The organism is Ensifer sp. Root278 (assembly GCF_001429285.1).
Lineage (GTDB): Bacteria > Pseudomonadota > Alphaproteobacteria > Rhizobiales > Rhizobiaceae > Ensifer.
This window is the reverse complement of sequence record NZ_LMJJ01000044.1, coordinates 44,842-68,788: the sequence shown is the minus strand read 5'-3', so window position 1 is coordinate 68,788 and position 23,947 is coordinate 44,842. Positions and strand designations below refer to the sequence as shown.

At 61.7% G+C, this 23,947-nt stretch carries 25 protein-coding genes; 9 read left to right on the top strand and 16 right to left on the bottom strand.

The genetic code is table 11. The annotated features are described in order from the left end of the window. Positions 1-28 precede the first annotated feature (28 nt). The 3 genes from ASE60_RS32010 to ASE60_RS32000 form a co-directional block, all read right to left on the bottom strand. Positions 29-1,351 (bottom strand): FAD-binding oxidoreductase, encoded by a 1,323-nt coding sequence (locus tag ASE60_RS32010; protein ID WP_057255637.1) that lies wholly within the window; start codon positions 1,349-1,351, stop codon positions 29-31. Further along, positions 1,348-2,790, bottom strand: coding sequence for a UbiA family prenyltransferase (locus ASE60_RS32005; protein ID WP_057255636.1), 1,443 nt, complete (start codon positions 2,788-2,790; stop codon positions 1,348-1,350). Before ASE60_RS32005 ends, ASE60_RS32010 begins: the two co-directional genes overlap by 4 nt. 127 nt (positions 2,791-2,917) lie before the next feature. Further along, positions 2,918-3,802, bottom strand: coding sequence for an alpha/beta fold hydrolase (locus ASE60_RS32000; RefSeq protein WP_057255635.1), 885 nt, complete (start codon positions 3,800-3,802; stop codon positions 2,918-2,920). Positions 3,803-4,044: 242 nt separating this feature from the next. Between ASE60_RS32000 and parE the strand changes: the two genes are divergently transcribed. After that, entirely contained in the window at positions 4,045-6,114 is a 2,070-nt protein-coding gene (gene parE / locus ASE60_RS31995) for a DNA topoisomerase IV subunit B (protein ID WP_057255634.1), read from the top strand. 129 nt (positions 6,115-6,243) lie between these two features. Here the strand turns inward: parE and ASE60_RS31990 are convergent, their stop codons facing one another. Then, positions 6,244-6,714 (bottom strand): GNAT family N-acetyltransferase, encoded by a 471-nt coding sequence (locus ASE60_RS31990; RefSeq protein WP_057255633.1) that lies wholly within the window; start codon positions 6,712-6,714, stop codon positions 6,244-6,246. A 227-nt stretch (positions 6,715-6,941) separates the two neighbouring features. Between ASE60_RS31990 and ASE60_RS31985 the strand changes: the two genes are divergently transcribed. Then, positions 6,942-7,355 carry a hypothetical protein gene (locus tag ASE60_RS31985; RefSeq protein WP_057255632.1) on the top strand — a complete coding sequence of 138 codons (414 nt, stop codon included), beginning with the start codon at positions 6,942-6,944 and terminating at the stop codon, positions 7,353-7,355. A gap of 9 nt (positions 7,356-7,364) precedes the next feature. Here the strand turns inward: ASE60_RS31985 and ASE60_RS31980 are convergent, their stop codons facing one another. After that, complete coding sequence (locus ASE60_RS31980) at positions 7,365-8,387, bottom strand: aldehyde reductase (RefSeq protein ID WP_348272249.1); 1,023 nt, start codon at positions 8,385-8,387, stop codon at positions 7,365-7,367. Between the two features lie 85 nt (positions 8,388-8,472). Beyond that, positions 8,473-9,606 (bottom strand): DUF2336 domain-containing protein, encoded by a 1,134-nt coding sequence (locus ASE60_RS31975; protein WP_057255631.1) that lies wholly within the window; start codon positions 9,604-9,606, stop codon positions 8,473-8,475. Positions 9,607-9,755: 149 nt separating this feature from the next. On the opposite strand from ASE60_RS31975, the gene ASE60_RS31970 reads away from it, so the two are divergent. Continuing rightward, the gene (locus ASE60_RS31970) at positions 9,756-10,382 is read left to right on the top strand and encodes an aldolase (protein WP_156414763.1); all 627 of its coding nucleotides are present in this window, start codon (positions 9,756-9,758) and stop codon (positions 10,380-10,382) included. Between the two features lie 27 nt (positions 10,383-10,409). Here the strand turns inward: ASE60_RS31970 and ASE60_RS31965 are convergent, their stop codons facing one another. Next, positions 10,410-11,012, bottom strand: a complete 603-nt coding sequence (locus tag ASE60_RS31965; RefSeq protein WP_057255629.1) for a flavin reductase family protein — start codon at positions 11,010-11,012, stop codon at positions 10,410-10,412. Beyond that, positions 11,012-11,596 (bottom strand): nitroreductase, encoded by a 585-nt coding sequence (locus ASE60_RS31960; RefSeq protein ID WP_057255628.1) that lies wholly within the window; start codon positions 11,594-11,596, stop codon positions 11,012-11,014. The genes ASE60_RS31965 and ASE60_RS31960 overlap by 1 nt, the downstream gene beginning before the upstream one ends. A gap of 100 nt (positions 11,597-11,696) precedes the next feature. Between ASE60_RS31960 and ASE60_RS31955 the strand changes: the two genes are divergently transcribed. After that, positions 11,697-12,707 (top strand): hypothetical protein, encoded by a 1,011-nt coding sequence (locus tag ASE60_RS31955; protein ID WP_057255627.1) that lies wholly within the window; start codon positions 11,697-11,699, stop codon positions 12,705-12,707. Positions 12,708-12,742: 35 nt separating this feature from the next. Here the strand turns inward: ASE60_RS31955 and ASE60_RS31950 are convergent, their stop codons facing one another. The 6 genes from ASE60_RS31950 to ASE60_RS31925 form a co-directional block, all read right to left on the bottom strand. Continuing rightward, complete coding sequence (locus ASE60_RS31950) at positions 12,743-13,582, bottom strand: lysophospholipid acyltransferase family protein (protein WP_057256060.1); 840 nt, start codon at positions 13,580-13,582, stop codon at positions 12,743-12,745. 79 nt (positions 13,583-13,661) lie between these two features. Further along, positions 13,662-15,644, bottom strand: a complete 1,983-nt coding sequence (gene thrS, locus ASE60_RS31945; protein WP_057255626.1) for a threonine--tRNA ligase — start codon at positions 15,642-15,644, stop codon at positions 13,662-13,664. 223 nt (positions 15,645-15,867) lie between these two features. Beyond that, positions 15,868-16,407, bottom strand: a complete 540-nt coding sequence (locus ASE60_RS31940; RefSeq protein WP_057255625.1) for a DUF1697 domain-containing protein — start codon at positions 16,405-16,407, stop codon at positions 15,868-15,870. Positions 16,408-16,418: 11 nt separating this feature from the next. Further along, positions 16,419-16,847: a DUF2267 domain-containing protein gene (locus tag ASE60_RS31935; RefSeq protein ID WP_057255624.1), complete on the bottom strand. Its 429-nt coding sequence runs from the start codon at positions 16,845-16,847 to the stop codon at positions 16,419-16,421. Beyond that, positions 16,844-17,218 carry a membrane protein insertion efficiency factor YidD gene (gene yidD, locus ASE60_RS31930; protein WP_057255623.1) on the bottom strand — a complete coding sequence of 125 codons (375 nt, stop codon included), beginning with the start codon at positions 17,216-17,218 and terminating at the stop codon, positions 16,844-16,846. Before yidD ends, ASE60_RS31935 begins: the two co-directional genes overlap by 4 nt. Position 17,219: 1 nt before the next feature. Next, positions 17,220-17,666 carry an iron-sulfur cluster assembly scaffold protein gene (locus ASE60_RS31925; protein ID WP_057255622.1) on the bottom strand — a complete coding sequence of 149 codons (447 nt, stop codon included), beginning with the start codon at positions 17,664-17,666 and terminating at the stop codon, positions 17,220-17,222. A gap of 340 nt (positions 17,667-18,006) precedes the next feature. Between ASE60_RS31925 and folE the strand changes: the two genes are divergently transcribed. The 3 genes from folE (at position 18,007) to ASE60_RS31910 (ending at position 20,465) form a co-directional block, all read left to right on the top strand. Further along, the gene (gene folE / locus ASE60_RS31920) at positions 18,007-18,624 is read left to right on the top strand and encodes a GTP cyclohydrolase I FolE (protein ID WP_057255621.1); all 618 of its coding nucleotides are present in this window, start codon (positions 18,007-18,009) and stop codon (positions 18,622-18,624) included. A gap of 24 nt (positions 18,625-18,648) precedes the next feature. Beyond that, positions 18,649-19,101 carry a phosphoribosyl-AMP cyclohydrolase gene (hisI, locus tag ASE60_RS31915; RefSeq protein ID WP_057255620.1) on the top strand — a complete coding sequence of 151 codons (453 nt, stop codon included), beginning with the start codon at positions 18,649-18,651 and terminating at the stop codon, positions 19,099-19,101. A 398-nt stretch (positions 19,102-19,499) separates the two neighbouring features. Continuing rightward, positions 19,500-20,465, top strand: coding sequence for a patatin-like phospholipase family protein (locus ASE60_RS31910; RefSeq protein WP_057255619.1), 966 nt, complete (start codon positions 19,500-19,502; stop codon positions 20,463-20,465). 260 nt (positions 20,466-20,725) lie between these two features. Here the strand turns inward: ASE60_RS31910 and ASE60_RS31905 are convergent, their stop codons facing one another. Then, positions 20,726-21,154, bottom strand: coding sequence for a CBS domain-containing protein (locus ASE60_RS31905; protein ID WP_057255618.1), 429 nt, complete (start codon positions 21,152-21,154; stop codon positions 20,726-20,728). A 263-nt stretch (positions 21,155-21,417) separates the two neighbouring features. Next, the gene (locus ASE60_RS31900) at positions 21,418-22,149 is read right to left on the bottom strand and encodes a rhomboid family intramembrane serine protease (RefSeq protein ID WP_057255617.1); all 732 of its coding nucleotides are present in this window, start codon (positions 22,147-22,149) and stop codon (positions 21,418-21,420) included. A gap of 361 nt (positions 22,150-22,510) precedes the next feature. Between ASE60_RS31900 and ASE60_RS31895 the strand changes: the two genes are divergently transcribed. Both ASE60_RS31895 and ASE60_RS31890 read left to right on the top strand, forming a co-directional pair. After that, the gene (locus ASE60_RS31895) at positions 22,511-23,137 is read left to right on the top strand and encodes a PAS domain-containing protein (protein WP_063891421.1); all 627 of its coding nucleotides are present in this window, start codon (positions 22,511-22,513) and stop codon (positions 23,135-23,137) included. 108 nt (positions 23,138-23,245) lie between these two features. Further along, positions 23,246-23,854 carry a PilZ domain-containing protein gene (locus tag ASE60_RS31890; protein WP_057255615.1) on the top strand — a complete coding sequence of 203 codons (609 nt, stop codon included), beginning with the start codon at positions 23,246-23,248 and terminating at the stop codon, positions 23,852-23,854. Positions 23,855-23,947: the final 93 nt, after the last annotated feature.

The window sequence follows — 23,947 nt, the reverse complement described above, 5'->3', positions numbered from 1 at the left end:
GTTTATTTGAATAAAATTGTCTGCATTCTCATTCTGGCAAAGCCAGAGCCGTGCGCTTCCAGAAGTTGGAAACGAGCGCAGGATCGCGCAATGCCTCGATCTTCCTCCAGGAAGGGAAAGACATTTCAAAGACTTGCGGGCTCATGCGAGCATCCTTGTACGGATTGACCGCACCGCCTGCCTCCACCACGATGCGATCGAGCGCATCCAGCAGCTTTACTGTTCGTTCACCTTGATTGGCGAAGTCCAATGTCAAAGTAAAACCGGGTCGCGGGAAGGACAGAACGCCGCGCGAGCCGATATCGCCAAAACGCTTGAGAACCGTCAGGAACGACGCGTGGCCGGCCCTGCGGGCCGTTTCCATGAGTTGTGCGGTGATCTCGGGCGCGCGCTCGGCAGGATAAACGCTCTGGTGCTGGTAGAGACCGCGCGGACCGTAAAGCCTGTTCCAGGCGCCGATCGCATCCAGCGGATAGAAATAGGAGGTCCAGGGAACCGTGGCCACGGTTTCTCCGGACTTTTCCTTGCGGAAGTAGTATTCGTTGAAGGCCTTGAGCGTTGCCCGGTTCAGAAGATTGAAGGGCGGCGTGAAGGGCACCGAAAGTTTCAATCCCTTGGGAATATCGGGCAGTTCACAGGAGCCGTCGGCGTGGTCGCCGGCCAGCAGTACGCCCCTGCCCGTGCGGGCTCCGGTTGCGAGCTGGTCGATCCAGGCAACGGAATATTCGTGCTCCTCGTCGACACGATCGACGAGGGCGAAGTATTGGTCGAGATTATCGAAGCGGATCGCATGCTGTTGCACGTGCGGCGACGGCACCTTCATCAGCTGCAGATCCACGGTCAGGATCAGCCCCGTCAGGCCCATGCCGCCGATCGTCGCAGCGTAGAGTTCAGCGTTCTCTCCCGGCGAACAGGTCAATCGATCCCCGTTCGAGCGCAGAAGCGTGAAACCTGTCACGTGATTGCCGAAGGTGCCGCGCGCATGGTGGTTCTTGCCGTGCACGTCGTTGGCAAGTGCGCCGCCGACGGTCACTAAAGCCGTGCCGGGGGTGACCGGCAGGAAGAAGCGATGTTCGATCGCGCGCTCGAGCACCTCGCGCAACGTCACGCCGGCCTCGCAAGTCATCATGCCGGTGCCGGGATCGAAGGCGATGATCCGGCCATGCCGGCGGCTTTCGATCAGCGTGCCTCGGTCATTGTGGCAACTGTCGCCGTAGCTGCGGCCATTGCCGAAGGGCAAGTAACCTTCCGCCTCCAGTTTGCCGAGGCGATCCTCATAGTCGTCAGGCGAAATGGCAGGCCGCGCGCGATTGTCGAGGCGGCCCCAGCTTTCATGGTCTTGCAAACTCATTGCGGCCCGATGGCTCCAAACAGGATCAACAGCGCGCCGACCAGCATGGTCAATTGGCTGCGCCAGTCACGCATGATGAAGACAACAGGGTCCTCATGCAGCATGCCGCGACGCGCGAGCATCCAGATGCGCAACAACATATAGAGCACGAGCGGGCAAAGCGGCCACAGCGCCCACGGCGTGGTGTACATTTCCTGGAGTTCCTTGCTGTGCACGTAGAGCGCAAGGACCAGAGCCGAGGTGAAAGCGGAAGCGACGCCAGCCTGCCCCACCATCTCGAAATCGACAGCGAGATAGCCGCGCCCCGGAACGTTGCCGCCGTGCTTGTCGTCGAATTCATGCAGCTCGACATAGCGCTTCACCAGCGCCAGGCTGAGGAAAAAGAAGATCGCGAAGGAGACCAGCCAGAAAGAGAGCTCCGTTCCTGTTGCCGCGGCGCCGGCAACGATGCGCGTGGTGTAGAGGCCGGCGAGCGTGAAGACGTCGACCAGCAGCTTGCGCTTCAGCACGAAGGTATAGGCGGTCGTCGCGCAGGCATAGAACGCCAGCACACCGGCAAATTTCCATGGCAGCAACAGCGTCAGCGACAGCGATGCCAGGACGAGGCAGCCGGCAAGTATGAGCGCTGTCGGCACCGACATCTGGCCGCTGGCGAGCGGCCTGTGACGCTTCTTTGCATGGCGGCGATCATTGGCGAGGTCCGAAAGATCGTTGATGACATAGACCGCCGAGGCGAGGAAGCTGAAGGCGAAGAAGGCGACGATGACGCTCATGATCGCGTCGAAATGCAGCACCTCATGATTGAGGATCATCGGCACGCCGATGAGTACGTTTTTCGCCCATTGATGCACGCGGATGGACTTCAACGGCGCAAGCGCGCTCACCTTGCCGGTCTCCAGCCGTTCCGCGTCATGATTGCGGCGCCACTTCTCCGCCGCAGCATCCGGGGCGACCACGATCGCACGCCGCGCTACCTCGAAAACGGCGATATCGTCACGGCTGTTGCCCATATAGTCGAAGGCACCGTCGCCGAAACGATCGACCAACGCCTGGCGCTTGCGGCTGCTCGTCAGATTGAGCGCATCGGTCGAATGCATGACCGAGGAAAAAAGTCCGACATGATCGGCAACGTCTCTGGCGACCGACGGCGCAGCACCGGTGACGAGCACCAGTTCGCGGCCCGCCTTTCTCTCCTCGGCGAGCCGATCGATGACGGCCTGCCGGTAGGGCCAGTCCTGAGCCTTGCGGCCGGAACGCAAGGCTACCTCATGCTTCAGCCGCGCCTTGCCCTTCGCCAACCAGAACAGCATGGGAAAGAGCATCAGGGGATTGCGCAAGAGAATGATCGCCGCACCTTCCCACAGCGTATCGGCGGCCAACAAAGTACCGTCCAGATCCACACACAGCGGAATGTGCCGTGTCTCGGTGCGCGCGTCCATGATTTCCACCCCAGCAATAATTGCCGGGCATGATGACGTCTTCAACTTTCCAGAGTGGAAACACGGGCCACAATCTCGCCCGGAAACTGTCGGGCTGGTTAACAAAAGTCAGCGGCGCGGACAAAGGTCAGCGGCGACCGATCCAGTTCAACGCATCCCGCCAGTCGGTCATGCGCACCGGGGTGCCGTGCGAGCCGGTTTCGAAGAGGACGAAGCGTGTCGGGTAGCCTTGGCCCTTCAGCGTGCGATAGAGCGCTTTCTGGCTCTCGGCCGGATAAACGCTGTCGCGGCTGCCATGGCTGAAGAACATGGGCAGCTTCGCCTTGTAGGCGGCGCTCTTGGTGAAATCGGGGTCACTTACGCCCCCCATGACCATCATGCCGCCGAGAGCCGCGACCGCGGAGGCATCGCGCGAAACGCCCCAGCAGATGAAGCTTCCCATCGAGGCGCAGGCCAGCACCACGGGGCGACCGCCGGAACGCTCGGAAACCTGTTTGACCAGGCCGGCAATATCAGCAGCACCTGCCGTGTCGAAGGAGCGGACGCTCGGCGCGTAGTAGACTCCGCCATTGGCGACGGCGAGGTTTTTCAGCCGGTTGAAGTTGCCGCCGAAGGAAAAATCGTTGATGCCGAGCCGGCGATCACCGCCGCGGCCGTGGATGAAGATCACCGTAAAGGCAGCGCCGCGGTCCGGACCGACGCGGGTCACGTCAAGCGAGCGACCGCCAATGTCGAGCGTCTCGTTGACCTGCTCGCTTTTCACGCCCAGCGAAACATAGGCGCGCTTCACCCGGCGTTCCGGAATTTCGTCCCGTTCGTTGATGTCGCGCAGTTCCTGATATTCCACCGTCAGGTCGTCGCCGCCATCATTTTGTTGCAGCACCTTGGCATAGGAGAAAAGCTCATCCTTGAAGGGTTTCAACGTCTGCGCTTGAGCCGCGGAAGCGCCTGCGGCGAAGGCCGCAGCCAGAAAAAGCCGGCGAAACGGAAAAACAGTTGTGGACACGGCCAATGACGGGCTCCCTCTTTGGCCGGAAGCCTTGCCATCGCACGGACGCCAAAGCAACACTTGCTCCGTAACAGGGCCGCAAAGGCGGCATTTCACCTGCAAGCGATGCCCAGCATTCTCCTTTTGTTCGCTCTTTCGGCGGGAGTCTGGCAGAATTCAGGTGATTCGACCGCCGGGGGATGGCGGCAAAGTCGAGGTCTTGCTATGGCCTCTCCCCAAGTGACAGGAACGATCCGAACGGCCCCATGGACGACAACAGCGACCTCTTCTCCTCCGCGCCCCTGCAGCCGAAGCCTGCTGAAGCTGGAGCTCCGCCGCGCAAGCCGCCGACTGCGCCCGCTTCAGGCAGTGACGAACCGCGCCCTGCCCCGCGCGGCAGCGATGGCAGCGACTACGATGCTTCGGCGATCGAGGTGCTCGAAGGCCTGGAGCCAGTCCGTCGTCGTCCGGGCATGTATATCGGCGGCACCGACGAGAAGGCGCTGCACCACCTCTTCGCCGAAGTCATCGACAACTCGATGGACGAAGCGGTCGCCGGTCATGCGAATTTCATCGAAGTCCATCTCGACGCCGACGGTTTCCTGACGGTCACGGACAACGGCCGTGGTATCCCGGTCGAGAACCATCCGAAATTCCCCGGCAAGTCGAGCCTTGAAGTCGTCATGACCGTGCTCCATGCCGGCGGCAAGTTCGACGGCAAGGCCTACGAGACGTCGGGCGGTCTTCACGGTGTGGGCGTTTCCGTCGTCAATGCGCTTTCCGACGCGCTCGAGGTCGAGGTCGCCCGCAACCGCAAGCTCTACCGGCAGCGCTTCTCCCGCGGCATTCCGCAGGGCGGGCTCGAGGAACTCGGCGACGTTCACAATCGCCGTGGCACGCGCGTTCGTTTCCATCCGGACCCGGATATTTTCGGTCCGCACGCGCATTTCGAGCCCGGACGGCTTTTCCGCATGGCGCGCTCGAAGGCCTATCTCTTCGGCGGCGTCGAAATCCGCTGGTCCTGCGATCCGTCGCTGCTGCAGGAAGGCTCGGAGATCCCGGACAAGGCCGTCTTCCACTTCCCGGGCGGCCTGAAGGATTATCTTGCCGCCACACTCGGCAAGGAATTCACCGTCACCCGCGAGATCTTCGCCGGCAAGTCGGAGAAGGCCAACGGCCACGGCTCGCTCGAATGGGCCGTCACCTGGTATGGTGGCGACCAGCAGGTCCATTCCTACTGCAACACCATCCCGACGCCCGAGGGTGGCACGCACGAAGCGGGCTTCCGCATCGCGCTGACCAAGGGCCTGAAAAATTACGCCGAGCTGACGCAGAACAAGCGCGCGTCGATCGTCACCACCGACGACGTGATGATCTCGGCGGCGGGCATGCTGTCGGTCTTCATCCGCGAACCGGAATTCGTTGGCCAGACGAAGGACAAGCTCGCGACGGTCGAGGCACAGCGCATCGTCGAAAACGCGCTCCGCGACCCCTTCGATCACTACCTTGCCGACAATCCCGGAGAAGCCGCCAAGCTGCTCGACTGGGTGGTCGAGCGCGCCGAAGAGCGCGTCCGCCGGCGCAAGGAAAAGGAAGTCAACCGCAAGACGGCAGTGCGCAAGCTGCGCTTGCCGGGCAAGCTTGCGGACTGCTCGCAGAACACGGCCGAAGGCGCTGAACTCTTCATCGTCGAAGGGGACTCGGCTGGCGGATCGGCAAAGCAGGCGCGCAACCGCGCCAACCAGGCGATCCTGCCGCTTCGCGGCAAGATCCTCAACGTCGCGAGCGCAGGCCGCGAAAAGCTCAGCGCCAACCAGCAGATCACCGACCTCATTCAGGCACTCGGCTGCGGCACGCGTAGCAAGTACCGCGAAGAGGATTTGCGCTACGAACGCATCGTCGTCATGACCGACGCCGACGTCGACGGCGCGCATATCGCCTCGCTGCTCATCACCTTCTTCTATCAGGAGATGCCAGAGCTCATTCGCGGCGGTCACCTCTATCTCGCCGTACCGCCGCTCTATCGCATCAGCCAAGGCTCGAAGACGCTCTACGCCCGCGACGATGCGCACCGCGAAGAACTGATGCGGACTGAATTCGCCGGTCGTGGCAAGGTCGAGATCGGCAGGTTCAAAGGTCTCGGCGAGATGCTGCCGGCGCAGCTCAAGGAAACGACGATGGACCCGAAGTTTCGCACGTTGCTCAAGGTCGAGATCGACGAGATCGATTTCGAAGGCACGCGCGAGGCGGTGGACAATCTGATGGGGACGAAGGCTGACGCCCGCTTCCGCTTCATCCAGGAGCGCGCCGTGTTCGCCGAAAACCTGGACATCTGATTGGGCGATGGATGCGAAGGCGCATGGCGTTTTTGCGCGCCGCACTCCCTGAGAAATCAAGTTTGAGAACGGCGGCCCTCGCGCCGCCGTTTTGATTTTCAGCTCACGGCACCACTCGGCGTGGCGAGATCATGCCGCCTGGCGAACAGGCTTTTCCATGAACAGGCTGAGCGGATCCGGCTGATAGTCACCAAAGGGCGGACGCTCGATATAGCCGGCCGCCTTGTAAAGTCCGATCGCCTCGGGCTGATAGATGCCGGTTTCGAGGCGAATTGCCGTGTAGCCGAGTTCACCTGCGCGCGCTTCCAGTGCCTGCAACAGCAGCTTGCCGAGCCTCAGCCCCCTCGCCTCCGGATCGACGAACATACGCTTGATCTCAGCCGTACCGTCGCCGGCCTCTACCAGGGCGCAGCAACCGACGATGTTGTCGTCACGCCGCGCCACAAAGAAGGAAACCCCCGGCTGCTCCAGGCTCGAAAGGTCGACCATGTGGTTGCTTTCGGCGGGATAGAGCGAAGCGGCATAGGCGTCGGAGAGTTTCAGCAGACGCACGACCTGCGCTTGGCGTGGCGACTCCAGGGCTATGGTTACGGCAGGCAATTGTTTCGTCCTTGTCGATTTTAACTGTTTGCGGCCGGACGTTAGTGCCACCCGTACCGCCAGCCAATACGGCAAATGACGCAGGCGCGCCCGGTGCCACCCTATCAATCCGGCTAACGGGCTGAAACAATTTGTTCCCTATCACCTGCAACGCCGCCCTATTTCGGGGAGAATCGCACAGGCATAGGTTGATCGCATCACAACCTCCAGGGACCGACAGGAACTCCATGCAAGCGGCGCTGATTGTCATGACCATTCTCGGCTGCGACCACGATGTCAGCCAATGCCAATACATCTCGACGGTCAACGGCACATGGCCGTCGATCGCCCAATGCGACACGGACTCGCAGGCGCAACTGCCGAAGTTCTCGAACGCCAACTATCCGGTCGTCGTCGCGGTTTGCGAAACCTCCGGCCCAGCCCTTGCCGACCTCACCCCACCACCGGCCGGCTCGCAACAGAGCCAGATGCCGCCCTCGCAGGTGACGGAACCGGAGCCGGAACAAAACCTGCCGAAACGGACGCTGGCTTTCCTGTCCGGCGCCATGCCGGACCGGGAGAAGCTCAAGACCATCGTCACAAAGCCGGTGCACTACATCGAAGACGGCTATTCCTGGGTCGCTCGCCGCTTCACCAACTAGCGGGCACGCTCACACCAGACAGTGCCGATCAGGCTTTCGGCGCTGGCCATGACCGCCTCTTCTTTGGTTCGTCGGCTGCCAGCCCAGAACGCGACGCGCCTTCTCGTTGGAAATGCGGGAGTCGCGTCCCAACTCCCGGACGATCAGGCGCAAACCGGCATCGAAGGGAGCAGCCAAGCCTGCCAGCCAGTTCGGCAGAATGAACTTCGGCAGCTTGGCGGCATGCGCGGGAAACGCACGGCGCAGAACGGACGCGATGTCGGCAATAGACAACGTCTCTCCAGCGATCAGAAACCGCTCGCCCGCCGCATCGGCAACGGTCATTGCCCTTAGATGGGCATCGGCGACGTCACGAACATCGACGACGGGTACGCCGAACTTCGGCAGAGCGGGATACCCGCCTTTCAGGAGGTTTCGAACCACGGCAACAGAGGTGCCGATCTCGCGCCCGAGCAGCGGCCCGAGGACCATGCCTGGATTGATGACCACCAACTCAAGCCCTTTTCCAGCCGCATAGTCCCATGCCGCGTGTTCCGCAAAGGTCTTCGAGCGGTAGTAGGGCGTCGCCAGCGGCGATTGCGGATCGGTCCAGTCGTCCTCGGTGTATGGCGCACGACCGGCCCCGTAGATGACCGCGGCAATCGAAGAGGTTAGAACGACACGGCGAACGCCGGCCGACCGGGCGGCTTTCAGAACGCGCAGCGTGCCGTCCAGCGCTGGTCCGATCAGATCGGCCTCGTCGGCAGGCAGACGCGCCGGAAACGGCGATGCCGTGTGCATGACATAGGAAACGCCAGCGAAGGCATCGGCCCAGCCTTTTTCACCCAGCAGGTCCGCTTCAGCAAAACTCAGTTTGGCCGCCTCCGTGCCGCCGGCGGCGCGGATTGATCGTTCGATCTCCTCTGCGCGCGCTAGGTCCCGAACGGTGCCGCGTACGTCATAGCCCCGCCGCAACAAGAGGAGCGCGACGTGACGCCCGACAAAGCCGCCTATGCCGGTTACAGCAACGGTTGCGTCGGCCCTCGCGTTCATGCGTCAGTTCCTCATTGACCGCGAACCCGCAATCATCGGGCCGCCAGCAGTATTACGTCGCGGATACAATCCGCCGCAATAGAAGTCAGGCGGCCTGCCGCGCCGCAAGTTCCGCATAATTGCGAGCCGACTGCCGTTCCTCGGCAAATGCCAGGCGTTCGAGCAGATCGATCATCGCAGTATTGACCGAGGACGGGCTCTCATTCCGCAGCCGCGCGAGCAGCGCCGTGGAGACGGAAGCCGTGCTGTCGTTTCCAGCTGAAGTGTCCTGGCGCCAGAAAAGCACAGCCGCAGCAAAGGTTTCGCTGACATCGTGGCCGAGGCCGGCGCTCTCGAACAGAGCACGGATCGAATGAACGCGGCCGCCGGACAGGATGGAGCGCACGCGCTTCTCGCAAACGCCGGAGAGATCGACGATCGCGGCCGAGAAAAACTCCGCACGGCCGGTCACCAGCGCGTGCAGCAGGAAGGCTGGGGTCAGGCGGCCGGTCTCACGCAGATGCACCACGAGGCCAGGCAACTCGTCCACAGCCAGCGTCCCGGCCATGCCGACGGCAGCAATATCGCAAGCTTCCCGCATGATCCGCTGGACCCGGGCTTCGCCGATCGCCATCTGCACCAGGCCGAAGGCTGCCAGCGCCGCTCCCACCTCTTCCACCAGCGCGTGGCGGGCATCGCTTGGCAGGTCCGGCCGGGCAAGCAACAGGTCGCGCACGGCCGCGAAGCAGCCAAGACGCTCGGCAATGCGTTTCAACGATCGGCGCGACAGGTTGGCGCCGGCGTTTTCCAGGAGGATCAGAATTTCTTCCTCACCGCCGATTTCAGCGATTGCGGCCGATACGGCACGGGAGACGAAACTGCGCGCCGCGATCAGAGCGCGCGTTTCGAGCGTTCCCCTAGCAGCAAGGTCGACCAGATCCTCATCGGTCAGGACAGGCGAGCGGGATATGACGACATAGGCAATTTCCGGCTGGTCTTCGGCAAGGCCGAGAATGATGCCGCGCGGAACGGACGAGCAGCCACAAAGCGCATCAGCGAGTGCACGCCGAACCTTCGGCGACGGATCGTCGAGCAGGAAGGTCATCGCCATCTCAGCGGCGCGGCGATCGAGGCCATTCATCTGCGCGTCGACATAGGCGCGACCGAGCGCACTGGCGGCGCGGGTGCGTTCACCCGTTCTCGCCGTTTCCACCCAGCGAAGAAATGCTTGTATGATCACCTACGCCCCACTAGACCACGCCAATGCCACCGATGTTCAAACCCTAGCCGGCAAAGGTTTAAGATTGGTTCACCATGTCTGTTAACCGCTCCCAAACCATGAAGCCGTTGCTGATCGTTAAGGGTACGGCTCCGGCGATGGAAGTCGCTGTGCTCAATGCGCTCGCCGGTGTCATCATGGATATCGGTTGCGACACAGAAATAGTGCGCAGCATGGCGCGTTTGGCAGGCCGCAGCTTCGCCCTTCTTGCGCGCGTCGAACCGCTGGAGCGGCTGGACGAAGAGGCATTGAACCGGCTGCTCGACAGCGGTGTCGACGGTATCGTGCTTTCCGGATGCCGCGGGCGCGCCGACATACAACGGCTCGACGTGATGTTGCGGGTTGCGGAAGCCGCCAACGGTACCGCGCCCAACCGTATTCGGATCTATGCGGAATACGGCGGCTCGCCGGGAGGCCTGTTATCGCCCAATCCGCTGACAGGTTCGTCGTCCCGCCTGGAAGCGCTGATCTTCAACGGTGCAGCGTTGGCCAAGTCCCTTGGCTGTCTGGAGCCGACCAGCGCTCCCCATCAACGCGTCGCAGCGCCGATCCTTGCCGGACGAGCATATGTGGTCCTGAGGGCGTGCGAAGCTGGTGTGCCCGCCTATGAGGTGCTACCTGCTGCCACCCCCGACGAAGCCGCGACACGGTGGGCGCATTCACTGAGCCGGGACAACGGCTTTGCCTCGGTCGTTTGCAACTCGATCGAACAGGCAACGATCGTAAGCAACACGTGACCTATCAGGCGCGCAAAGTCGCTGATCTCAGAGGGTCGGGCGTGTCATCTGGAAGACGTCGCCGCCGTCGCAATAGTCCATGTAGCCGAGACGGGCGAGCGGCCTGACCGTCGCCATGTCGAAGCGGCCATCGCGGATTGCTTCCTCGCGGATATGAATGCCGACGACCTGGCCGATGACGACATAGTTGTCGGACACTTCGCCATCCAGGCCCTTCGGTTGAAACATCTCCGTCATCCGGCACTCGAGCGCAGCAAAGGCCTCACCGACGAACGGCGCCTTCACCAGAGTGCCGTCGACTGGCGTGAGCCCGGCGATCTCGAATTCACTCTCACCGTGCGGCGCGGGAATTGACGTCTTGTTCACAGCCTCGGCAAGACTGCGGCTGGCGAAGCTCGCCGTGAACTCACCGGTTGCTTCGATGTTGCGGACCGAATCCTTGTAGCCGCTCGATGAGAACATCACGAGCTTCGGCCGATCACTGATGGCATTGAAGAAAGAATAGGGCGCGAGGTTATGCGAACCGTCGCGCCCACGCGTGCCGATCCAACCGATCGGCCGCGGCGAGACGATGGCCTTGAAGGGGTCATGCGGCAAGCCGTGACGATTCGAGGCCGTATCGTAGAACATCAGGCGCCCTCGCCAACCCAGGTGACGATCTCTTCAAGCTCGGGCCTCGGCCGCTCCGTCGGCGGCACCATCGCAGTGCCGATATGAATGAAGCCGGCTGGCTTCTCACCCGGCTTGACGCCCAGCAAGGGATAGGCGCGCTCGTCGAAGGCAAACCATTCGGTCAGCCAGTTGGAGGCGTAGCCAAGTGCGTTTGCGGCCATCAGCAGGTTGAGGCACACGGCACCGGCAGACATCTGTTGCTCCCATTCCGGAATCTTGAAGTGCGGCGCAGCCGTGCTGACCACGGCGACCACGACCGGCGCCCGCGTCAGCCGCGTTTCCTCGACCTTGATCATTTCTTCCGAGAGATCGGGCTTCACTGCGAGCGCCATCGCCTTCAGCTCGGCGCTGATGCGCGCCCGCTCCTCACCGCGGTAGACGATAAAGCGCCAGGGTGCGAGCTTGCCGTGGTCCGGGACGCGGGAGGCGAGCTTCAACATCTCCTCGACCTCGGCCTTGCTGGGGCCGGGTTCGCCCATCTGGAATGCGGGGATCGAGCGACGGGACGCGAGATAATCAACAAGCTTAATTTCGGTTTTCATGTCGGATGAATTCCACTAATTTGCCGCAGCATCGGCAGCCACGAAAATGCCATATCGGCGTCCCAAGTGGAGTCACTCAGTCAGGAAGTCAACTGCTCTCATGCGTGCATGCTCTCGTATTTTCCTCAGAACCGGACTCGCGATCCTTGTCGCCGGCGCTGCTGCAGGAAGCGTGCTTGCTGAGGATGCAACGCAGGCCTTCGAGAGCTTTCCTTCGATCGCCGGCCCGCGCAAGATGCCGAAGCTTACGGGCTTCAGCCCAATGACGACGGATCCGATCGCCGACGGTACCTTGAGGGATGTCAAGCTCGAAGCGCTGCTCACTGAGAAAGGCGCCCCCGTCGAGGCCGGCCTGACCTGGCGCGTGTTCAGCCCGATCCCCGGAAGCGACGGCAAGCTGCCGCTTCTTGCAACGTCGGAAGGTGGATCGACGGCGTTCAACGTCGTGCCGGGCGATTATTTCGTCAACGTTTCCTTCGGACGTGCGTCCGCGACACGCAAGATCCGCGTTCCCCAGGAAGGCACGCTCGAAAAGCAGGTTCTGGTCCTGGATGCGGGCGGCATCAAGCTGAACGCCGTCTCCGGCAGCGATGTGCGCATACCACCGGCCGAACTCAGCTTCTCCGTCTATTCTGCCGATACCAAGAGCGACGGCGAACGGGCGCTCATCATGTCGGATGTGAAGCCGAATACGGTGATCCGGCTCGGCGCCGGAACCTATCATGTGACCTCGAGCTACGGTGCCACCAACGCCTCGACGGCCGCCGACATCCAGGTCGAAGCCGGCAAGCTGACGGAAGCGACCATCCAGCATCGCGCTGCCAAGCTGACGCTCAAGCTCGTCTCCGAGCCCGGCGGCGAAGCGATTGCCAACACCGCATGGACGATCCTGACGTCCGCGGGCGACACGGTGGACGAAGAAAACGGCGCCTTCCCGACGCTGGTTCTGCTCGAAGGTAGCTACTCCGCCGTCGCACGCTACAAGGACAAGATCTACGAACGCGACTTCGCCGTGAAGGCCGGCGTCAACACGGATGTGGAAGTGTTGCTCAGCAGCGGCGGCAACGACGCCAATTCCAACCCGGGCGCAATCTCCGACGCGGCCGACTAGGATCTTCCTTCCAACATCAACCAGCTGACGCTACGTCAACCCACCCGTCTCATGAACCGCCGGCGCGGCGGCGCCATGGAGAAGACCGCTTCATAGATGCGGGCCAGCAAATCCTTGCGATCGCCACAGGCACCGAGGTCCTCCGGCGTCAGCACACGGCCGATGCGCGCCGCGATCGTCGAACCGGACAGACGGCGAAACTCGCGGATCAGCAGCGACAGCCTCAGCGTCAGTGAAATCTTGCTCGCCAGGTGGAAAAAGGGACCGTTCTGTCCCTCGAAGTAGATCGGGATCACGCTCGCCCGCGCGGCCTGGATCAGCTTCGCCGGAAAGATCTTCCAGGGCAGATCCTCGGCGCGACCGAAGCCCTTCGGCGCGGTCGCGACACCGCCGGCGGGAAAGATCACGATCGTCACGCCTTCCTTCAGCAGGCGCAGCGCCTCATGGCGTGTCGCCATATTGACCGCGAGCGCCTCCTTCGTCTCCTCGAACGACACGGGCAAGGAATAGGGCGCCATTTCTGGCACCTTCAGCAGTTCGTTGTTGATGAGCACACGGAACGGGCGGCCGAGCTGTTCGGCAAGCGCCAGCACAGCGATGCCGTCGCCGATGCCGAAGGGATGATTGGCGATGATGACGATCGGCGTGTCGGGCAAGTGCCGCGGCGGCCACTCACCCTGGGTTCGCAGCTTCACATCGATGAGCTGCAGCATCTCGCCGAAGACCCGATCGCTCTTGCCGACGATGTCGGACCGCCAGCGCGTGTAAAGCTTTGCGTAGCGATTGCGACCCGACAGACCTTCGATGGAGCGAATGAACCAGCGCTTCAGGCGCCGGTCGTTTTCATTGGCGTAGGACAGCTCTTTGAACTGCACGGACATCTCCGATGGATATAATCTTATCCGGATATTCCGCTAATATGACAGTTTGCTGACAAAGCAAGTGCCCGGGGGTTCAACCCCGGGCTTTCTTTTCCGCCTTGCGCTTGAGATCCGGCGCCATCGCCTCGAAGGCGAGCGAGGAAATTGCCTCGTCGAGCGACATCGCGGTCTGGGCCTGGGAGCCGAGACGGCGGATGTTGACCGAACGCTCTTCGGCTTCGCGCTTGCCGCAAACGACGATGACCGGAACCTTGGTCACCGAATGTTCGCGGACCTTGTAGTTGATCTTCTCGTTGCGGAAGTCGGTCTCGACGGTGAGGCCGGCGTCACGCAGGAGCTCGGCAACCTCGCGACCATAGTCGTCGGCTTCCGAGGTGATCGTTGCGACCACCACTTGCAGCGGCGAAACCCAAAGCGGCATGTGGCCGGCGAAGTTCTCGATCAAGATCCCGAGGAAGCGCTCCATCGAACCGCAGATGGCGCGGTGGATCATCACCGGCTGGCGCTTTTCCGATTCCTTGTCGATATAGAAGGCACCGAACCGCTCTGGCAGGTTGAAGTCGACCTGGGTCGTGCCGCACTGCCATTCGCGGCCGATCGCGTCCTTCAGCGTGTATTCGAACTTCGGACCGTAGAAAGCGCCCTCGCCCGGCAGGATGCCAGTCTTGATGCGGCCTTCCGACTGCGCCTCGATCGTCTTCAACACGTCCATCATCACGCTTTCGGCGCGATCCCACAGCTCGTCGGAGCCGACGCGCTTGTCCGGACGGGTGGAGAGTTTGACCACCACTTCCTTGAAGCCGAAGTCCTCGTAGACCGAGAGGATGAGGTCGTTGATGCGCAGGCATTCAGCCGCCATCTGCTCGTCGGTGCAGAAGACGTGGGCATCGTCCTGGGTAAAGCCGCGCACGCGCATCAGGCCGTGTAGAGCACCGGAGGGCTCGTAGCGGTGAACGTTGCCGAATTCGGCCAGGCGAACCGGAAGCTCGCGGTAGGACTTCAGGCCATGCTTGAAGATCTGGATATGGCCCGGGCAGTTCATCGGCTTCAGCGCGAAGACGCGATCGTCGTCGGTTTCATCGCCGGCAACCGTCACCTTGAACATGTTGTCGCGGTACCAACCCCAGTGACCCGAGGTTTCCCACAGCGACTTGTCGAGCACCTGCGGCGCATTGACTTCCTGGTAGGTGTTCGCAAGCCGACGGCGCATATAGGCCGTCAGCGTCTGGAACATGCGCCAGCCCTTGCCGTGCCAGAAGACGACGCCCGGACCCTCTTCCTGGAAATGGAACAGGTCCATTTCGCGGCCAAGGCGGCGGTGATCGCGCTTCTCGGCCTCGGCGAGCACGTGGAGATACTGGTCCAGCTCTTCCTGGGTGTGCCAGGCGGTGCCGTAGATGCGGGTCAGCATCGCGTTGTTGCTGTCGCCGCGCCAATAGGCGCCGGCCACCTTCATCAGCTTGAAGGCGGTGCCGATTTGACCGGTCGAGGCCATGTGCGGACCGCGGCAAAGATCGAACCAGTCGCCCTGGTAATAGATCTTGAGATCCTGTCCCTCGGGGATCGCATCGACGAGCTCGACCTTGTAGGCCTCGCCCTTGTCGGCAAAGACCTGCCGTGCCTTTTCGCGCGACCAGACTTCCTTGGTGAAAGGCTTGTTGCGGGCGATGATCTCCTTCATCCGCTTTTCGATGAGCGGCAGATCATCCGGCGTGAAGGGCTCGTTGCGGGCGAAGTCGTAGTAGAAGCCATTGTCGATGACCGGACCGATAGTCACCTGCGTTCCCGGCCACAGTTCCTGCACGGCCTCGGCCATCACGTGTGCGGCATCGTGACGGATAAGCTCAAGCGAACGCTTGTCGTCGCGCACGACGATCTCGAGCCGGCCATTGGTCACCGGATCGGACAGGTCGCGCAGCTCGTCGTCGAGCGCAATCGCGACCGCCTTCTTGGCGAGCGATTTCGAAATCGATTCTGCCACGTCGCGGCCGGTCGTGCCGAAAGGATATTCGCGCACCGAGCCATCTGGAAATGTAAGGGAAACAGGATTCGACATGATGATCTCCTATCCAGTCCCGCCAACGAATGCGGGTGGTATGGTTGACCGGAAACGACCGGTGAATTGACGATACAGCGTCGCATCCGTCAGACGCGCAAAGGTCGCTGTAGTGCTTTGGATTGCCGCATGTTTTGCCCTAGGCCGAGACGACCCAGGAAAACACGCCGTAGCCTGATAAAGGGTTTTCGAAAGTGAGTAAAGGCGAAGGCTGCGACAGAGCCTAGCCGCGCAGCATCTCGGCGAGCCCCTTGACGGTGTTCCAGTTGCGAAACGTCCCGATGCCCAAACGCTTGGTCGTCATTGCACCCAGCAGTTTCGATTTGCTGGCCTTGCCGGGAAAATGCACCCAGAGATCGCCGTCAACGATTGCCAGACGTTCCCCAGCGACGCAGTAACGCTGAAGTCCTTCGAGCGCGGGTTCGGTGAGCGGGTCGCGCATCACGCGGACATGCACGCGCGTGGCATCCTCTTCGCCTTCGTCGTGAAATGGATTGGATGCCGCGAGCTTCAGCCAACCGGCACCGGAACGAACAATGATGTCGACATGCCGACCGAATGTCTCGGAGAAGGCCTTCTCAAGCGGCGATTCTAAGTCGCCGATGGACGTTTGTCCGGTCTCGAACACGAGATTGCCTGTCGCAACCAGGGTTCGCGGCGAGCGATAGCCGAGGCCTTCGGCCATCTCTCTGAGATCGACCATCACGACACGTCGCCCGGCACCAAGAACAATGCTGTAAAGCAAGGCAACGTAGCTGTTCATCCACCCTCCCTTCAGGCTCGCCAGAAATCGGCAGCGCCTGCCGGAAGCCGGGCAAGAACCCGGTCGAGCTTCACCTCATCGAGGTTGCGACGCAAGGCGCCAGCCACGTCGGCAATGGCGCTGTCGGGGGAAATATTGTGATCCGGCCGCAGCGACTGCACCTCGCGGGTCATGGCGATGCGGCCCGAAAACGGGACCCTCGGTTCTTCGAGGTCCCATTCAGCCACGAAGATCGCGCGTAGCACCGGCGGCAAGACATCCGCGAACAGGATGGCATCCTCCAGCTCCAGCCGCCGGCGAAACGTCTGCAGCACGGCCTGCACCATCGTGTAGGCCTGGTTCGTCGTCTGCAGCCCGGCAAGGTCGCGCGCGTCGACGATGAAACGCTCGAAATCCGCGGAGGCCTGACGGTATTCCATCGGCATGGTCATGGGGGTCATCCAGCCTTCGGCCGCGGCCGCCAGTAGCGCCACGGCGCGTACCAGGTCAGGCGAGCTTCAAGCCGCTCCGGCACCGGATCGAAGCCGTGCGTCCCGCCCGGGCCGCAGCGCGCCACGCGAAACAGCGTCATCCACCCTCCGGCCCAGAAGCCATGGCGGGCGATTGCCTCATAGCCGTATTCCGAACAGGTCGGCAGGTGCCGGCACGAATTGCCGATGAAGCTCGAAAGCGTGAGCTGATAGACGCGGATCAGCGTCATCCCGATCAGCCGCCCTGGCGTCTTGCGAAACGGACCATCCCAGTTTCGGCCACGCACTGCAGGCTTCGCACCGTTGTCCGGCGTATGCCGACAATTCGGTTCGCCGCACATGTCAGACGGCCGCGAGCAGTCGCTTGGCCTCGATCTGCTCGATGGCATCGACGACGGCATCAAAGGTCAGCATCGTCGACGCGTGACGCGCCTTGTAATCCTTCACCGGACGCAGGAAGCGCATATCCTCGAAGCGCCCGGATGGGCCCTCGCCGTCCGCCTTCAACATGGCAAGCATGTCCGCGCGCGCCTGTCGGATTTCTTCCGCGCCGGCGCCGACGACATGGCGCGCCATGATCGAGGACGAGGCTTGGCCGAGCGCGCAGGCCTTCACGTCATGGGCAAAATCGGTGACCACGTCGCCGTCCATCTTCAGCCAGATATGCACTTTCGAACCACAGAGCTTCGAGTGCGCGGTCGCGTCCGCGTCGGCGTCGGCAATCGTTCCGATGCGCGGAATATTGCCGGCAAATTCGAGAATTCGGCTGTTGTAGATGTCATCCATCATTTGACGCGATCCGGCTGATTTTTCGCGGTTTTGAGTGATCGACGCATGATTTTCTCCGGTAGGCAGGAAAAAAGCACGACGCGACACGCTCCGCCTCTTTCATCTCTGTGGCACCATACTATATGCTATGTCGTGTTGGGGCGACAGTTCCGCAAGAGGAACAATGTCGCCTGTTGTTTGGGAAACCGTGCCGGAAGGTCCAGTGCACTGCTAAGCCAGGACCGGAAAGCCCCGGAGCCCGCCGACGGAACCCAAGCCTGCAGGGTTAGGCGAATGGCCAGTGGCGAGTTGTCCGAAAGATAAAACGTCAAGCAATCCCGTATTGCTAAAAGAGGCCATTATGGACGCCATAGTGAAGAATTTTCCCGTGCTCGACGATGCGAGCGGCCGCCCGACCCAGAAGGAGGCCGAGGAAGCCGTGCGCGTTCTCCTGCGCTGGGCCGGTGAAGACCCGGAACGCGAAGGGCTGCTGGACACGCCGGCGCGCGTCGCCAAGTCCTACCGCGAGCTTTTCAGCGGCTATGATCTCGCTGCCGAAGACGTACTCGGACGGACCTTCGAGGAAGTCGCCGGCTACGACGACATGGTACTCGTCAAGGACATCCCGTTCTATTCGCATTGCGAGCATCACATGGTGCCGATCATCGGCAAGGCGCATGTCGCCTATCTGCCGAATGGCCGCGTGCTCGGCCTTTCCAAGATCGCCCGGGTGGTCGATATCTATGGCCGCCGGCTGCAGACGCAGGAATCGATGACGGCGCAGATCGCCAAGGCGATCGACGAAACGCTTGCCCCGCGCGGCGTCGCGGTGATGATCGAAGCCGAACATATGTGCATGGCGATGCGTGGCGTGCAGAAGCAAGGCTCGACAACGCTAACCACCACATTTACGGGTACGTTCCAGACGGAACCGGCTGAACAGGCCCGGTTCATGACGATGCTCAGGGGCTTCAAGTAAGGCTCCGACAGACGGAGCCTTTCCATGACGCTCACCTTCGACGCTCCCTCCTCCAACAAGGCTGAACTGGAAACCGGTCCGGCCTTCACCCCGCGCTTCGATGAAAAGGGGCTGATCACGGCTGTCGTCACGGATGCGCGGGACGGTGAGCTTTTGATGGTCGCCCACATGAACGCCGAGGCCCTGGCTTTGACGATCGAGACGGGTGTCGCGCACTATTACAGCCGTTCGCGCAAGAGCCTCTGGAAGAAGGGCGAAAGCTCCGGCAACCTGCAGACGGTCAAGGAGATCCGCACCGATTGCGACCAGGATGCGATCTGGTTGAAAGTGTCCGTCGCCGGTCACGACGCCACCTGCCATACCGGCCGCCGGTCCTGCTTCTACCGCATGGTCGGCGCCGAAAACGGCAAGGCCATGGTCGAAATCACCGACGACCATAGGCACTTCGACCCCGCAGAAATCTATGATAAAAATTAAGCATCGCGCATCTTTTTGGTGCGGGCACATGCTATATTTATCTTTTGGAAACCAAGCGAGCGCCTAATCCTTTGGCAAGGATGCGGCGCTACGAGGGAACGGCAACGTTCCCGGCTGTATTGCAAACTGTATCCAATGTTTATCGATCCTGCCGCAATCGGCGACGGGATCGGTGATATACCTAAGAACGGTGCCAGTCTTTCAGCAATGGACAGGACGAGGCCGGCACCTGCGCCGGCTTGGCGGAGCCTCCCCAGGACGCGTGCAAGAAATTGCGTTCCTTCAGGATCGAATCCGATCCCTGAAAGTTAAGTCAGTCGTGAATTACCACAGCGACCTTCGCGCATCTTCATCGACGTGTCGCGCTGCGGAGTATTCGGCGGTGTTGGAGGTGCCGGATGTTGAATTGGACTTTTACGCGTAGCAACCAGATTGCAGATCTGTCCGGCCCGGACGGCACATCGATTTCAACAACACCACCAGAACCTGCGACACCTCCGCAGAGACCGAAGATCGCAATTGCCCTTGGGGGCGGCGCCGCGCGCGGCTGGGCCCATATCGGCGTGCTGCGAGCGCTCGACGAAGAAGGCATCGAAGTTGGCATGATTGCGGGCACCTCGATCGGCGCGCTCGTCGGCGGTTGCTATCTTGCCGGCAAGCTCGACGAACTCGAGACCTTCGCACGCTCCCTCACCGTCCGGCGGATTGCGGGACTGCTCGATTTCGCTATTGGCGGCGGCGGTCTCTTTGGCGGACTGAGGCTGACCAAGCGCATGCAGGAGCATCTGCAGGGACTTAGCATCGAAAGCCTCGACAGGCCATTCATTGCCGTTGCGACCGAAGTGCATAGTGGGCATGAGGTTTGGCTCGAAAAAGGATCGCTCATCACCGCGATCCGCGCTTCCTACGCCTTGCCCGGCATCTTCGAGCCGATCAAGGCGAACGGACGCACGCTCATCGACGGCGCGCTCGTCAACCCCGTCCCGGTCTCTGTCTGCCGCGCTCACGAGCAGCAGCTCGTCGTCGCCGTGAACCTCAACTACGAGCTCTATGGCCGCTCAGCCGTCGTCAAACACAGCGCCGGCATGGGGACGCCGGATGCCCCGGCGCAGGAAAAGGAAGCGACCCTTCACTCCCGCCTCGGCATGACCGGCGTGATGGTTCAGGCCTTCAACATCATCCAGGATCGTATTTCCCGTGCTCGTCTTGCCGGCGACCCTCCGGACCTGGCTTTGCACCCCAAGCTCAACGATATCGGCCTATCGGAGTTTCACCGTGCAGGTGAGGCGATCGACCGAGGCTACCACGAAGCGAAGGCCAAGCTCGTGGAGATCCGCCGGATGCAGGACGCCCTCGTGCGCTGACGAGCGATCTTCCGTCGATCTGTTGCGGGTTATCCGCGCAGCGATTGTGCGCGGGGTCGTTGTCCCATTACGGGGAATGCGTCGCGAACCGCGAGCAGGCCGCATCGCGCCATAAGACCTTGCCGCCCGATCGCTACAGCGCCGCGCGCCTTATCAGACACGCAAAGGTCGCTGCAGCACTTTGATTTTCTGCATGTCTTTGTCCTTAAATCGAGGTCGATTTAAGGAGACATGCAGTAGGCACGAACAGGGCAAAGCATTTAGCCGGCGATATAGGCCTTGATCTGCTCGGTCTCGTGCTCGATCGCACGGATGTGGTGTTTGATCACGTCGCCGATCGAAACAATGCCGGCGAGCTGGCCATTTTTTTCGACCGGCAGGTGGCGGGCCCTGAGCTTGCTCATCATTTCCATCAGGGCCTGAACGGACATTTCCTCGGTGCAGCAGTAGACATTTTGCCACATGACGGCCGCGACCGACCTTTCGAGACAGGTCGCTCCCTGCTTGGCGATCGCTGCGACGATGTCGCGCTCGGTGAGGATGCCTGCGATCTGATCATCCGCATCGACGATGATGACCGCACCGATATGATTGTCACGCAAGAGAATGGCAGCCTGTTGGACTGTCATCTGCGGGCCGACCGTTACGACGTTGCGACCCTTTTCATCGAGTATTGCTTTTACTGACATGCGCACATCTCCCGTTGCGACAACTCCGGGTCGGCAGGGCAAGGTCCAGCCGTCTCTCGTGCGGTACGGTCGGGCGATGGAACCTGTACCCTGGCCGCTTATGATCGCCTGCCCGCGTGCTCCTCAGACGCGGACGGGCTTTCTATACCCGGCCTTCACGGGCCGCCTAGCCTTTCGACAATCGGCGACCGTAACAAATGGTGCGCCAGCGCTCCGGGGAAATCAAGCGCTCACAAGCGCCGTCCGCCGATCTTTCGACGTCGTCAGTCGCGGGGGTCGAAAAGGCCGAAGAGAAGGAAGCCGAAGAGGAAGCCGCCGATATGCGCTTCCCAGGCGATGCTACCCGCCCCCCCAGGCGTGAACATGCCGAGCCCGATCAGAAAGTTGGTGAGGAACCAGATCCCGGCGAACATCACGACAGAGCGATTTGCCAGCGCCTCACTGACGGGCAGCCGCCGGTTGAGATGGGCAAATTGCCGGCTGATCCGCCCGCTTGGCGAAAAGACGAAGCGCGCCGCCGCGCCCATGAAACCGGAAACGACGCCCGAGGCACCGACGACCACGATCATCTCGCCCCAGTGAAATGCCGTGTGCAGCGCAACTGCGGCCGCAGCCGAAAGGCACCAGAATACCGCAAGCCGTCCCATGCCGATGCGGCGCACGACCGGCGCACCGAAAGCGACCATCCAGAAGATATTGAAGATCAGGTGCTCCCAGCTGCCATGCAGGAACGAATAGGTAATGGGGCTCCAGAGCCAGGCGAGCCCCTGCTCGGCCAGGGGATGATCGTAGCGCGCCGGCAGAAAGGCGAAGTTGAAGATGATCTCCTGATCGATCGCAGGCGCCAGAACATAGGTGCGCAAGGCATGAATGGCGATCAGAAACAGCAGAATGCCGGTAAGTCCGGCCGGCAGATTGAAGGCAGGCTCACGTGACGGACTGGCGGCGCTGTCCCGGTCCGTCTCCGGTGGCGTTGCCGTCTGATCTCGTTCCATGGTTGCTGCTTTCTCCATCGATTGGCCCGTTCGATCGCATTCGATCGAGGCGATGGCATGACATCGCGGGATTCGGACCGGACTGGGGCGACCAGCCATAAGCAAACAAAAAAAGACCGTCCAGTAAAAACTGAACGGTCGCCAAGCTCAGATCCGAGCTCCAGTTCAAGTGCCGAAGCCAACGCTTCGTGAAGTCATGTCTTTCAGTGCCAGTCGCAGTGCTCCAGCGCAATCGAAACCATTCGTTAACCTTAATTTCGAGCTGGCATGCTTTTCGCTCCATTGATCTCAAGACCGCAATGATCGGCCAAACATGTGCCAGACCGGCACAAGCGGGCCGCAGAAATGGAATGAACGCAAGATGCGCAGCAAGACGACCATGGAGCTTTTCCGATACTGGAACACCATTCGCGGCAAGCGCGACCTTCCCTGTCGGGACGAACTCGAGCCGGGGGACATCCGCGCACTGTTGCCCAACCTGTTCATTCTCGAGCGTGATCGCAACGGCATCTCGTTTCGTCTTGGGGGAACCCATGTCTGCGCACTCTTCGGCCTTGAACTGCGCGGGCGACAATTCGGCATGCTGTGGCTGAACTCGCAGGCTGCCAAGACGCAGCGCATCGCCGGCCAGGTGATGACGCACCGGGTGCCTGTGATGCTGTCCGCCAAAGGGCGCACAGCCGATGCACGCGAGGTCGAGGTCGAAATGCTGCTGTTGCCGCTCGCCTCAACCGAGGGTGCAAGCGACCGAATCCTTGGCGCGCTCTCGCCACTTTCCCGCCCGTACTGGTTGCATGCGACATCGGTGGAAGGCCTCGACGTCACCGGCATGAAAATCCTCGACCCCGACCGCACAGCCGTGTTTCGCGAAGAGCCGGCGGTGGAACACGTCTCCCCGCGTGCAGAATCCCGCGCTGGCGAAGGGTTTTTGGGAGAGTCCCGTCGCGTCGGACATCTTCGCATTCTGGAGGGCGGACGACGCGAATGATCGCTGCTGCTGTCCCGGGTTGGCCACGCGGACCAACCGCAGGACGAACATTCTATTAACCCGAACGTTCTAAACTCCGCCTGCCAAAATACGTCATGCAGAGTCATCATGTTCTCATTCCAGCACGCTCAGAATACCGCTCCGAAGCCGCATCACGAAGGTGCGTTCCAGCGCGTTTCCGTGAACCTTGCTGGACGGCTGATGCTGGCCAATCGCGACGAATATGATTGCACCGCCGTCGACATGTCGCCGGGTGACGTGCTGCTTTCCTCCCCGGCACGGCCGCGGGCGGGTGAGCGCATCATCGCCTATATCGACCATGTCGGCCGCCTTGAAGGCACCGTGTCGCGCATCGCCGACGATGCCTTCGTGATTCAGCTCAACGCCACCGAACGCAAGCGCGAGAAGTTGGCTGCGCAGCTCACCTGGATCGCCAACAAACACGAACTCGGTCTGCCCGAGGATCGGCGCCACGACCGCCTTGCGCCGCGCAAGACGTCAACCGAGCTGACGCTGGACACCGGCGAAAAATTCCCTTGCCGCATCATCGACCTCTCGCTCTCCGGCGCGGCCGTCGATATCGAGAACCGCCCGCCGATCGGCACCCCGGTCCTGCTCGGCAACATGAAGGGCAAGATCGTTCGCCATTTCCAGGAAGGCTGCGCCATCGAGTTCTCGGGCGTACAGTCGCGCGAAGCATTGACGGAATTCCTCTAAGGGCGTGTCCGCGCGACCCTCACTGGCCTACCCCGATCAAGATCGTTGCCTTGTCACCCCGATCGCGCACCAGCCCCCTGAGGCTCCGCGCCA